Below are 11,707 nucleotides of genomic sequence, written 5' to 3' on the forward strand. Positions count from 1 at the left end.
CGCCGCTCACTTCGGCGTCACGACGCCGGTCTCGTAGGCCAGCACCACAGCCTGGGCACGATCGCGTAGGCCGAGCTTGGCCAAGACCTTGCCCACATGGGTTTTGACGGTCTGTTCGGCCAGGAACAGCGAGCCCGCGATCTCGGAATTGGACATGCCGGTGGCAATGAGTTCGAGCACCTCGCGTTCGCGCGGAGTCAGGTCGCTCAGACGCGGCGACGTGTGGCGGCGCGCTCCGCGACGGGCGGTGACGTCCGCGATGAGCCGTCTGGTCACCGACGGTGCCAGCAGAGCATCGCCGGCCGCGACGACGCGCACACCTCGAATCAATTCCTCGGCCGGCGCATCCTTGAGCAGAAAGCCGCTCGCGCCGAGTGCCAGCGCCTCGTAGACATAGTCGTCGATGTCGAATGTCGTCAGCATCAGGATGCGCACCGGCGACGGGAGGGAGGCGGAGAGGATTGCTCGCGCGGCATCGAGACCGTTCATCTCCGGCATCCGAACGTCCATCAGCACCACATCGGGCAACAGGCGAGCTACCTCGCTGACCGCCGTCCTGCCGTTGTCGGCGTCCCCGATCACCGAGATGTCGGCCTGAGCGCCGAGCAGGGCCCCGAACCCCTGCCGCACCATCGCCTGGTCGTCGGCGATGAACACCGTGGTAGCCACGCTCGTCAGCCTAGGCGAGTTCGTCCGCGACCGTCCATGCCGTCGAGGTCGGCATGCCGTTCGGAACGTGCACCGCCACCTCGAATCCGCCGTCCGGTAGGGCGGAAGCGTGCAGCCACCCGTGTGCTGCCCGCGCTCGGTCTCGCATGCCCGCTATCCCGTGCCCGCCGGTATCCGATCCAGCGGTAGGTCCACCGATCTTCGGTGACGGCGCATTGACCACGGTCATCACGACGGTGCTCGGCGTGACCGTGATGTCGACGGTCACGGCAGCCTCGGGGGCATGGCGCGCAGCATTGGACAACGACTCCTGGAGGATTCTGTAGAGTGCCAAACCTGTTGTGTCGGAGATCGATTCGATCGGTCCGGTGATGTTCCAGCGCACGTCCATCCCGGCCTTGCGACTCGCGTGTAGGGTGCGTTCGAGATCGAGTGCGTTCGGTGCCGGTGCGTCCTGCCACGGCTGCCCATCACTGCGGAGCACACCGAGCATTCCCCTGATCTCGTTGAGTGCCTCGCGCGCCGTGGCACCGATCGACGCGAATTCCAGCGCGGCGGCCTCGGATACGTCGTCGAGTCGATACGGCGCACTCTGCGCCTGCACGACCACCATCGACATGTGATGCGCAACGACGTCGTGCAGATCCCGAGCGATCTTCGCCTTCTCCTCGAGAACCGTGCGCCTGGTGCGCTCGAGTTCGCTGACCTCCTCCTGCTGGGCAAGTTGCCTGCGGGAGAGGACGAGCCAGCGGATCAACAGTCCGAACACGACGACCGCCGTGAGGCCGACCGACCAACCGACTCCGTCCGAGCCCGGCATGTACGCGAAGAACACCAGCATGCTCGCCAACCAGGCCAGCAGCAGCACCGAAGGCGGAGACCGCAACGCGACGGCGAACAACAGCGCCAACAGGACGAGAATGTGTACCACTTGCCACGGATAGTCGTAACCCGGAGTGCGGTCGAACGCTATCGGAATGACCAGAGCGGACAGCGCCGACACCGCCCACCCCAACGCGGGATTGACTCGAATCAGCACGAACGGGAAGGCCGCGAGTGCGCCGACGATAGGCATCAACGGCCCCGAGACCTGATGGGTGACCGGCAGTGTCGGCCATGCGATCGAATACAGCACCGCACCGACGACAACGATCAGCACGTCGACCGAACGGACGCCGGCAATTCGAGTCGGTATCCGACGCCTCGCCGTTCCGGGCTTCGATTCTCCTGATCTGTTCTTGCGCACGGACCGAGCCTAGGGAGTGTGGGCCGACGAGGACGTCATACCTGAGTATCAGTTCCGCACACACCTACGGTATCGAACCGGCCGCAGACCGAGACCGCCAGTCACCGCAGAACGAGACCTCGGCGCGATGCTCGTCGAGCGTCTCGCTTCGTAGCGTCGAAGGCCATGAACAGGAACACTTCTCGCATCCTGATGTGCATCGCCGCGGCCACGACAGCAGTGATTGCTACCACCGGTGCCGCGTCGTCCCCGCCGTCCCCACCCGACAGGACATCGCCCGTCGCCGTAGCGGTGCACGCGCTCGTCGCCGAGTCGGCAGACGCGGCGACCCGAGCGATCCCCGCCGACTTCGCATCGGTGATGGGCTACAGACCGATAGTGCTCGACGCCATGGCAGAGAATCCTCACGGGGACTGTTCTTCGCCCGTGCCACTGCCATCGGAATTCGAACCCTCCTGCAAGGCACACGATCTGGGCTACGACCTCTTACGGTATGCCGCTGCGACAGGCAAGACCGTGGACCCGCACTGGCGCCGAGCCATCGATGGTCAGCTGGAAAGCCGTCTGCACGCCGCCTGCATCGAGCGAACCGATGACGGATCACGACGGGCGTGCGACGCCGCCGCATCGGTGGCCGCGGCGGCCGTGGACATGAATTCGTGGCGGCAGTCGTTCGGCGTACCGGTGGCCGAACCCGCACTGCCGATCGCGCTGGGCGGCGCAGCCTTTGCCCTGATGACGCTTTCGGCTCTACTGACGGGCCGATACGTGCGCACACGAGTATCGGTACCCGAGATCGGCGAACACGCATGATCGCCTCGATCACCGGATCCTCCGGGCGAATCGGCTTCGCTGGGACTGCTGTTGCACCGCCACTCTCGACGGGAATACGGCTGCCACGAATCGGGACCTCGATTGCGCTCACAGCTGCAGTGTCGGTGTCGTCGGCTCCTGCGCTGCTCCCCCGTCCAGCCGTCACCCAGGCACTGTTGGTCGGCGTATCGATGGCGATCGCGCTCGCCCTCGCATGGTCGGCCCGGCACGCTCTCGGCACGCGGCGACCCGCTGGATTCGGCGCGCGGGCGTGGGCAGCGGGCACTGGAACGCTGATCTCGATCGGCGCGGTGTACTCGAATATTCTGTGGCAGAACACATTACGAGCTGCGATGGCCACCCGAGCAGTGGACTGGCACTACGCCGTCGACGTCGTCGGTGGAGCGGCGTGCGTCGCTCTCACCCTGTGGGCAATCGGTTTCGCCATCAGGAGAGCGTGCACTGCGCTCGGTGGTGTGCGATCGGTCGTTCTGATCGCGGTCATCGGCGTGCTGTCGTACGTTGTTGCCGCGCCCGCGCTCTGGTCGGCCATGTCCAGTTCTTTCTCGGCTTCGAACTCGGTGATGGACGATACGGTGACCGCTCCGATTGCGAAAACGAGATCAGGTGGTCCCGACTCGCTCGTTCCGTGGGGCACGCTGGGCAGAGAGGGCAGAAAGTTCGTGTCCGGCGGCTTCGTCCCCGGTTCCGTGCGCACGTACGTCGGCCTCGACTCGGCACCCACGCTCGATCGACGCGTCGCGTTGGCCGTCGCGGACATGGAACGCGCGGGCGCTTTCGATCGCAGTGTGGTGGTCGTCGCGATACCGACCGGATCGGGCTGGGTGGACGAGAACGCGGTCACGGGTGCCGAAAGCAGATTCGGCGGGGATGTCGCGACCGTGGCGGTGCAGTACTCGAACAAGCCGAGCTGGGCGACGTTCATGTTCGCCGAGGACGATGCACGCAGCTCGGCCGAGGCAGTTGCACACGCAGTCGCTGCGCGGGCAGCCACGAAATCGACACCGCCGCAGATCGTCGTGTACGGCCAGAGTCTGGGGGCGGTAGCGGGCAGCGACACCTATCTGGCTCTTCGTCGGACCGATCAGCTCGTCTGCGGAGCAGTCTGGGCAGGTCCACCCGCCGGAGCCGTGAACACCGACGGCGCAACGGTGCTCGCCAATTCATCGGACCCCGTCGTCCGATGGTCTGCAGATCTGCTGTGGTCGGCTCCCGATCCAACGGCAACTCGTCACGATGCGCCGACGCCGATGTGGCTACCGCTCGTCAGCTTCGTCCAGACGTCCGTCGATCTGGCTGCGGCTCTCGACGTGGAGGCCGGTCACGGCCATCGATACGGAATCGACCAGGGCACCAGCATGCCGCTCTGCCGGTGACTTCGGGTCAGTCGAGCAGGCCCAATCGTTCTCCGAGCCAGTCCATCTCATGTTCCAGAGCCGGAGCCCATACCTGCATCGAGTGGCCGCCGGGCAACTCGCTGTAATGAACGTCGAGACCGGCAGCCGCAGCAGCCTCGAAGGCCCGCTCGGTCTGCGGCCTGAATTCTTCGTCGTCGGAACCGGCGACGAAGGCACCGGCCGAATCGGGAAAGCTGTTACGCGACAATATGTTCAATGGCGTCGAGCTTTCGAATCGAGCCTCGTTCGCCGGAGTGTCCGCTCCGAATGCTGCGGCAACCGATTCGCTTCTCGTGCCGCGACGTTGCTCGTCCTCACCGGAGATATCCAGAAACGTCGGGTACACCGACGGTGCAGTCACCGCAAGCTGCAGGGCGCAGGTTCCTCCGTAGGAGTACCCGCCGACCGCCCATGCCCGTGGATCCGGGGACGCCCGGAAATTCGACCGAACCCATTGCGGCACATCGACAGAGAGGTAGGTCGCCGCATTTCCGAGGTCCGAGTCCATGCACATCGGATTGGCCTCGGTGTCACCGAGACCGTCGGCAACGACGACGATCGGGGCAGCACCCTCGTGACGGGCCGCGAAAGCGTCCATCGTCTGCATCAAGCGGCCACCCTCGATCCAGTCGACGACGTGACCGGGTTGGCCGGTGAGCAGCACCAGCACCGGCAGGTCGTCGGCACCGGCGTCGTACGAGGCCGGAAGGTAGATGGTCGCGGGCCGAGCGTCGAAGTGCGACACCGTGCCGGGCACCTCGAGATCGACCAGTCTGCCGTGGCCCTCGACCGGGACGACAGGTTGACGCCCCAGAGCGAGTGCCGCCGTCGGATACCGGGTGACGGTCAGATTGGTGATCACGGCGGCTGCAACCAGTACCGCTACCAGCAGACCGAGGGCGCTCAGCGAACCGAACAACGGCCCGAGCCCCGAGCCGCGCCGAACCCGCACGACGACGGCACCGATCGTGGCCAGCAACAGTACCGCCGCCACCGTCAGTGCGACTGTCGGCACGGCACCGGAGAGCAGAGGTAGATGAGCCAGGTCTGCAGCCCACCGATGCAGCACCTCGTACTACCTCAGATCGCCGCGAGCGGCCTCGTAGGCGGCGCCGACACGGTAGAGACGTTCGTCCGCGAACGCTGGAGCCATGATCTGAAGTCCCACGGGTAGACCGTCCTCGGTGGCAAGACCCGACGGCACCGACATCGCGCAGTGGCCCGCGAGGTTCGTCGGCAGCGTGCACAGGTCGTTGAGGTACATCGCCATCGGATCGTCCACCTTCTCCCCCAACGGGAATGCCGTTGTCGGGGTCGTCGGCGACACCAGCACGTCGACCTTCTCGTAGGCGGCATCGAAGTCGCGTGCAATGAGTGTGCGCACCTTCAGGGCCGAACCGTAGTAGGCGTCGTAGTATCCGGCCGAGAGTGCGTACGTTCCGATCATGATGCGGCGCTTGACTTCCGGCCCGAACCCTTCGGCACGGGTGATCGCCATGACCTGCTCGGCGCTGTGCTTGCCGTCGTCACCGGCCCGCAAGCCGTATCGCATCCCGTCGAATCGAGCGAGGTTGGACGACACCTCGGACGGCAGAATCAGGTAGTACGCGGCCAACGCGTGCACGAAATTGGGGCACGAGACCTCGACGACCTCGGCACCGAGTTCGGTGAGTGCGGTCACCGCGGCATCGAAGGACGAGATCACACCGGGCTGGTAACTGTCGGAATGCAATTCCTTGACGACCCCGACGCGAACGCCCGACAGGTCGCCGCGAGCACCCTCTCGTGCCGCTGCGACGACGGGCCGAACTGCCGTGTCGACGGACGTGGAGTCCCGCGGATCGTATCCGGCGATCACCTCGTGCAGCAGCGCGGTATCGAGCACCGTGCGCCCGCACGGACCACCCTGGTCGAGAGAGGATGCACAGGCGATCAAACCGTAGCGCGAGACACTGCCGTAGGTCGGCTTGGTTCCCACGGTGCCGGTCAGTGCGGCCGGCTGGCGAATGGATCCGCCGGTGTCGGTGCCGATCGCCAACGGTGCCTGGTACGAGGCGAGCGCCGCCGCGCTTCCACCCCCCGAGCCACCGGGGATCCGGGTGGTGTCCCACGGATTCTTGGTCGGCCCGTACGCAGAGTTCTCGGTGGACGAGCCCATCGCGAACTCGTCCATGTTGGTCTTGCCCAGCACCGGGATACCCGCTGCGCGCAGCTTCGAGGTCAGTGTCGCGTCGTACGGCGAAACCCAGCCGTCGAGGATCTTCGAGCCGGCCGTCGTCGGCATGTCGGTCGTGGTGAATACGTCCTTGAGAGCCAACGGGACCCCGGCCAGAGCTGACGCGGGCGCACGACCTGCAGACAGTCCCGCGTCGACGTCGGTCGCCGCGGAGAGTGCCTCGACCGATGCGACATGCAGGAATGCGTGCAGGTCTCCATCGACCTCCGAGATCCGGTCGAGATGCGCCTGGGTCACCTCGACAGCGCTGATCTCGCGCGCGTGAATTCGGGTGGCGAGCTCGGATGCATCGAGCTTCGTCAGGTCGGTCATTCGCTCTCTCCCAGAATCTGCGGTACCGCGAAACGGCCCTCTTCCGCGTTCGGTGCGCCGGCGAGCGACTGCTCCGGCGTCAGTCCGGGAACAGTCGTGTCGGGGCGCGTCACATTGACGATCTCGCTGGGGTTGGCCGTCGGCGGAACATCGTCGGTAGCCACCTCCGCCACGGCTTTGACGTGATGGAGAATCGAATCCAGCTGACCGGCGAACTCGTCGAGTTCGGCGTCGCTGAGAGCCAAGCGCGACAGCCGGGCGAGGTGAGCGACCTCGTCGCGGGAGATGTCAGGCACCGCGTGGACCCCTTTCACACTGTAGGAGTGGAGCCGAACGAAACGACCCCATGTTTGTGCAGAGCGAACCGAACGGGTCCGCGAACGCCGTCCAGCCTAGTGCGGAACGTCGCGCAGGCTGCACGCACTCCTCGTGGGTGCCCCTGGTGTCAGAATTGTCACTGCCCGCGTTGCGGGACGTGCCGAACAGGTCGAAGATGCAAGGATTGCTCGCGCCGGGGTGCACATGTTCCCTTTCCGCCCGTCAGCATCGATTCGCTGCGCGGGGGTGGCCGTAGTACGCCAGAAGCCGAAAGGGAGCGTGACATGTCCTACCTGCTCCGCGTTCAACTGCCGGACCGGCCGGGCAGTCTCGGATCGTTGGCCGTCGCCCTCGGTTCGGTCGGCGCAGACATCCTCTCCCTCGACGTCATCGAACGCGGTGACGGATACGCGGTCGACGATCTGGTGGTGGACGTCGCGCCCGGTTCGCTTCCCGACACGCTGATCACCGCCGCCGAGAACCTCGACGATGTCCGGGTCGATTCCATCCGGCCGTACACCGGAGTCCTCGACACCCACCGCGAACTGGAACTGATCGATCGCGTCGCCGCTGCATCCGACGATCGACTGCAGGTCTTGGTCGACGGTGCCCCTCGGGTTCTGCGAGTGGGGTGGAGCACGGTGGTGGCCACCAACGCGCACGGCCCGTTCCGCCTGGTGGGTAGCTCCGGAGCACCCGAGACCCACGCCGCGGAGCTGCCGTGGTTCCCGTTGGCGGCTCCCGCTGCGCTGGACGCAGATGCGGAATGGGTTCCGCAGGTGTGGCGAGACATGGACACCCAGATCGCCGCCGCTCCGCTCGGAAACACCGGCACCGTACTCATGCTGGGAAGGCCGGGTGGGCCGGAGTTTCGACCGTCGGAGGTTGCCCGGCTCGGTTACCTCGCCGGCATCGTGGCCACCGTACTGACCTGACGCTGTCGCATCAGGTCAGTCGTCCGATGCAGGTTCCGGTTCGGTATCGGCAGGTGCCACCGCCTGAGGTCCCTCGGTCAACAACCGTGTGAACCCCGACTCGTCCAGTACCGGTACGCCGAGCTCGATCGCCTTGTCGTGTTTGGACCCCGGGGACTCGCCGACGACGACGAACGCAGTTTTCTTCGACACCGAACCCGCCGCCTTCCCGCCGCGCAGCAGGATCGCCTCTTTGGCCTCGTCACGTGAGTACGAGGTCAGCGACCCGGTGACGACGATCGACAGCCCTTCGAGATTTCGATCGATGGAGGCATCGCGCTCGTCTTCCATCCGGACGCCCGCGGCCCGCCATTTGTCGACTATGGCTCGATGCCAGTCGACGTCGAACCACTCCGAGACAGCGGCCGCGATGGTGCCACCCACCCCGTCGACCGCAGACAGTTCCTCGACAGACGCCGCCTCGATACGTTCGAGACTGCCGAACTCTCCGGCCAACGCACGGGCCGCCGATGGCCCCACGTGCCGGATGGACAGGCTGACCAGGACGCGCCAGAGCGGCTGGTTCCTCGCTACGGCCAAGTTGTCGAGCAGCTTGCGACCGGTCGCCGAGAGCGCCCCCGATTTGGTGCGGAAGATCGCCGTCTTCATCAAGTCCGTCTCGGTGAGCGAGAACAGATCGCCCTCGTCCTCGATGGCACCGGTGGTCAACAGGTCGGATGCGGCCTCGTACCCGAGTCCCTCGATGTCGAATCGCTGCCGCTCGGCCACGAAGAACACCCGCTCGCGCCGCTGCGCCGGGCAGAACTGCGAGTTGGGGCAACGCAGGTCTGCATCACCCTCCTTGGCCGGAGCAAGTGGCGTCGAGCACTCCGGGCATTCGGTGGGCATGACGAATTCGGTCTCGGCACCGGTCCTGGCGTCGACGACAGGTCCGAGAACCTCCGGAATGACCTCACCCGCCTTGCGGATGGTCACCGTGTCGCCGATCAACACGCCCTTGCGCTTGACCTCGGAGGCGTTGTGCAGAGTTGCCAACGACACCGTCGAGCCGGCTACGAGAACCGGAGTCATGTACGCGAACGGGGTCACTCGGCCCGTCCTGCCCACGCTGACACGGATGTCGAGCAGAGTCGTGGTGACTTCCTCGGGTGGGTACTTGTAGGCGATGGCCCACCTCGGTGCTCGAGACGTCGTTCCCAACCGCCGATGCAGCGACATCTCGTCGATCTTGACCACGAGCCCGTCGATTTCGTGTTCGACGTCGTGTCGGTGCTGGTCCCAGTAGACGACCTTGTCGACGACCTCGTCGATCCCCCGCACGCGTGTGGTGTGCGTCGAGATCGGCAGGCCCCACGCTCGGAGCGCCTCGTAGGCGTGCCACTGCGAATCGGGGGTGAAGCCCACCATGCGCCCGAACCCGTGGCAGATCATTCCCAGGCGTCGCTTGGAGGTGACGGCAGGGTTCTTCTGTCGCAGCGACCCAGCCGCGGAGTTTCGCGGATTGGCGAACGGGGGCTTGCCCTCCTCCACGAGGGAGGCGTTGAGAGCCTGGAAATCCTCGAGGCGGAAGAAGACCTCCCCACGCACTTCCAGCACCTCCGGCACCGGGTACTCCGCACTGCCCGTCAGGGTGTCCGGGATGTCGTCGATAGTGCGTGCGTTGAGGGTCACATCCTCGCCCGTACGTCCGTCTCCGCGGGTGGCACCACGAACCAGAGTGCCGTTCTCGTACACCAGATTCAGCGCGACGCCGTCGATCTTGACCTCACACAGATAGTGCAGATCCGGCCCGGCCTCGGTCTCGACTCGTTTTGCCCAAGCACGAAGCTCGTCGTGGTCGAACACGTTGTCCAGGCTCAGCATTCGTTCCAGATGGTCCACGGCGGTGAATTCCGTCGCGAAGCCGCCTCCGACGAGTTGGGTCGGCGAGTCCGCGGTCCGTAGATCCGGGTGTGCATCTTCCAGATCGTTGAGCTCACGCAGCAGAGCATCGAATTCGCCGTCGGACACGATGGGCGAATCACGAACGTAATAGCGGAACTGGTGACCGCGCACTTCCTCGGCCAGCGTCTGCCATCGGTCGCGATCGGCAGAGGACGCGGCATCGAGTTCTACACCGACTGTCCCTGCGCTGTCGTCGGTTCCTGCGGGTAGTTCGGTCGGCTCAGGCACGTCTCGAAGATTATCCGACCCCACCGACAGTGACCCATCGGCCGACACCGTGGCCCTAGCGACCCATGAGTCCCAGCAACAGCGTCGCGGCCACGAGCGCCACCGCGCAGATACCGGCGGTCAGTGCGAAACCCGTCACGAAGGAGTCGGAGTAGATGCCGCCGAGCACGGAGGCCATCACAGACAACAACACTCCGGCGGGCAAGCCCCGTCGTTGGGCATCCGATAGCCGATACATCGGACGATCATCGCAGAGGTCTCGGGCGAGCACACCGGCGCATCGCGCTACGGGCACAGTGCGGACTCAGATCTCGTCGATCACCAGACTGTTGCCGCCGGACTGCTTGGACCGGTACATCGCGGCGTCCGCCGTGCGTGCCGCTCTACCGACCACCGACGTTCCCACGTCCCACAGGGCCGAGTCCTCCCGCAGCAAAGCCATGCCGACGCTGACGGTGACGGGGATGTCGTCCCGGTGGTCGCAGAGCACCCGAACGATGTCGAAGCCGAGATCGACCATTCCCCGCGCGTCACCGACCAGGGCGACGAGGAATTCTTCGCCGCCGGTTCGGGCGAGGACTCCCCCCTGGTGCCGAACCAGGCGGCGCAGTCGGTCGGCGACTCGAACGATCACGTCGTCGCCGCGGCTGTGCCCGAATCGGTCGTTGACGGACTTGAACTTGTCGATGTCGACGACCATGAACGCCATCGACATATCCCGATAGTGGGCTTGCTGCCACAGGTCCAGCAGTTCGCTGTCGATGCCTCGCCGGTTGTACACGCCGGTCAGCGGATCGAGGACCGAACGCTTGGCGTCGTTGGACAGCGTCGTCCACGCCACCTGAGCGAACACCGGAACTCCCACGGTCGCCAGGAGCAGCACCACGGTGGCGGTCGCGACAGCGGGCCCGTCGATGTAGTCCACATCGTCGTTCATCACCGTCACGAAGGTGCGAATGCCGAAGCCGACGATGCACGTGGCGGTCCACACCAAGTGCGCCACCAGCAGTCGTGGACTCAGGAAGTAGGTGCACAGTGCGCCCGTGATGGCGAACAGCACCGTTCCGATGAGTGAGGCGATGGGGTCGTACAGAATCAATACCGAGGTCGTGAGGATGTCGCCGAAGGCGAGAAAGCCGATGAACCATTTCTTGCCGGGGATCGGCCCGAGCACACACCGAGCGGCGACGGCAACCTGGATCACGAGCACCAGCGCGACCCAACCGATCGCAGTCGTTCCGCGAGGCCCGAGGTCACTGAAGAGCATCAGGATCGACGTCAGCGCGTACATCACCGTTGCCGTGCCGAACACGACGCGAATGATTCCGGTCAGCGGGCGGGTCGATCTGTGGTTGAGAATCCACTCGAAATCGTGCGGCGCTCGATACCAGTCGGAGGTGGCAGCAGCGAGTTTGGCCAACACACCTCGACGGTGTCGGCCGGAACGCCGGAGGGAGGCAACCTGATCGAAGTCGCGACCGCCTGATGCCATGTTCCGAACTCCCACCGATTCGATAGACCCCCGACGGCCATGTGAATAGTGTCACACCTGTTCGACGTCCCAATACTCGTGGGGCGCGAGGTGGAG

11 protein-coding genes are annotated in these 11,707 nt (G+C 65.4%); 3 read left to right on the top strand and 8 right to left on the bottom strand.

All coding sequences use genetic code 11. The features are described 5' to 3' along the window. Nucleotides 1-6 precede the first annotated feature (6 nt). Both CH286_RS24245 and CH286_RS24250 read right to left on the bottom strand, forming a co-directional pair. Entirely contained in the window at nucleotides 7-669 is a 663-nt protein-coding gene (locus CH286_RS24245; RefSeq protein ID WP_032376990.1) for a response regulator, read from the bottom strand. A 10-nt stretch (nucleotides 670-679) separates the two neighbouring features. Beyond that, nucleotides 680-1,915 (bottom strand): sensor histidine kinase, encoded by a 1,236-nt coding sequence (locus CH286_RS24250; RefSeq protein WP_371828258.1) that lies wholly within the window; start codon nucleotides 1,913-1,915, stop codon nucleotides 680-682. A 165-nt stretch (nucleotides 1,916-2,080) separates the two neighbouring features. Here CH286_RS24250 and CH286_RS24255 point away from each other — a divergent pair, with 165 nt between their 5' ends. Both CH286_RS24255 and CH286_RS24260 read left to right on the top strand, forming a co-directional pair. After that, the gene (locus CH286_RS24255; protein ID WP_141215885.1) at nucleotides 2,081-2,728 is read left to right on the top strand and encodes a hypothetical protein; all 648 of its coding nucleotides are present in this window, start codon (nucleotides 2,081-2,083) and stop codon (nucleotides 2,726-2,728) included. Next, nucleotides 2,725-4,125 (top strand): alpha/beta-hydrolase family protein, encoded by a 1,401-nt coding sequence (locus CH286_RS24260; RefSeq protein ID WP_094610571.1) that lies wholly within the window; start codon nucleotides 2,725-2,727, stop codon nucleotides 4,123-4,125. The genes CH286_RS24255 and CH286_RS24260 overlap by 4 nt, the downstream gene beginning before the upstream one ends. Before the next feature lie 7 nt (nucleotides 4,126-4,132). Here CH286_RS24260 and CH286_RS24265 read toward each other — a convergent pair whose 3' ends face one another. Genes CH286_RS24265 through gatC form a run of 3 tightly spaced genes read right to left on the bottom strand, consistent with a single transcriptional unit; the run spans nucleotide 4,133 to nucleotide 6,990 of the window. Beyond that, entirely contained in the window at nucleotides 4,133-5,215 is a 1,083-nt protein-coding gene (locus CH286_RS24265; RefSeq protein ID WP_094610572.1) for an alpha/beta hydrolase, read from the bottom strand. A 6-nt stretch (nucleotides 5,216-5,221) separates the two neighbouring features. Beyond that, nucleotides 5,222-6,694 carry an Asp-tRNA(Asn)/Glu-tRNA(Gln) amidotransferase subunit GatA gene (gatA, locus tag CH286_RS24270; RefSeq protein WP_032403144.1) on the bottom strand — a complete coding sequence of 491 codons (1,473 nt, stop codon included), beginning with the start codon at nucleotides 6,692-6,694 and terminating at the stop codon, nucleotides 5,222-5,224. After that, complete coding sequence (gene gatC, locus CH286_RS24275) at nucleotides 6,691-6,990, bottom strand: Asp-tRNA(Asn)/Glu-tRNA(Gln) amidotransferase subunit GatC (protein WP_032378172.1); 300 nt, start codon at nucleotides 6,988-6,990, stop codon at nucleotides 6,691-6,693. The genes gatA and gatC overlap by 4 nt, the downstream gene beginning before the upstream one ends. Nucleotides 6,991-7,296: 306 nt before the next feature. On the opposite strand from gatC, the gene CH286_RS24280 reads away from it, so the two are divergent. Continuing rightward, nucleotides 7,297-7,947, top strand: coding sequence for an amino acid-binding protein (locus CH286_RS24280; RefSeq protein ID WP_032376988.1), 651 nt, complete (start codon nucleotides 7,297-7,299; stop codon nucleotides 7,945-7,947). 15 nt (nucleotides 7,948-7,962) lie between these two features. On the opposite strand, the gene ligA is transcribed toward CH286_RS24280, so the two are convergent. The 3 genes from ligA to CH286_RS24295 all read right to left on the bottom strand — a co-directional run bounded on the left by ligA (nucleotide 7,963) and on the right by CH286_RS24295 (nucleotide 11,611). Then, nucleotides 7,963-10,014, bottom strand: coding sequence for an NAD-dependent DNA ligase LigA (gene ligA / locus CH286_RS24285; RefSeq protein WP_242640364.1), 2,052 nt, complete (start codon nucleotides 10,012-10,014; stop codon nucleotides 7,963-7,965). A 160-nt stretch (nucleotides 10,015-10,174) separates the two neighbouring features. Further along, nucleotides 10,175-10,357 (bottom strand): hypothetical protein, encoded by a 183-nt coding sequence (locus CH286_RS24290; protein ID WP_032378171.1) that lies wholly within the window; start codon nucleotides 10,355-10,357, stop codon nucleotides 10,175-10,177. A 66-nt stretch (nucleotides 10,358-10,423) separates the two neighbouring features. Beyond that, on the bottom strand, nucleotides 10,424-11,611 hold the full coding sequence (locus CH286_RS24295; RefSeq protein ID WP_052058833.1) for a GGDEF domain-containing protein: 1,188 nt from the start codon (nucleotides 11,609-11,611) through the stop codon (nucleotides 10,424-10,426). Between the last annotated feature and the right edge of the window lie 96 nt (nucleotides 11,612-11,707).

The organism is Rhodococcus sp. WWJCD1 (genome assembly GCF_002258735.1).
Lineage (GTDB): Bacteria > Actinomycetota > Actinomycetes > Mycobacteriales > Mycobacteriaceae > Rhodococcoides.

Bases quoted from the DNA above. Each gene is read 5' to 3' on its own strand.
- CH286_RS24255 (WP_141215885.1), top strand. From the start codon at position 2,081: ATGAACAGGAACACTTCTCGCATCCTGATGTGCATCGCCGCGGCCACG.
- CH286_RS24260 (WP_094610571.1), top strand. From the start codon at position 2,725: ATGATCGCCTCGATCACCGGATCCTCCGGGCGAATCGGCTTCGCTGGG.
- gatA (WP_032403144.1), bottom strand. From the start codon at position 6,694: ATGACCGACCTGACGAAGCTCGATGCATCCGAGCTCGCCACCCGAATT.
- CH286_RS24280 (WP_032376988.1), top strand. From the start codon at position 7,297: ATGTCCTACCTGCTCCGCGTTCAACTGCCGGACCGGCCGGGCAGTCTC.
- CH286_RS24290 (WP_032378171.1), bottom strand. From the start codon at position 10,357: ATGTATCGGCTATCGGATGCCCAACGACGGGGCTTGCCCGCCGGAGTG.
- CH286_RS24295 (WP_052058833.1), bottom strand. From the start codon at position 11,611: ATGGCATCAGGCGGTCGCGACTTCGATCAGGTTGCCTCCCTCCGGCGT.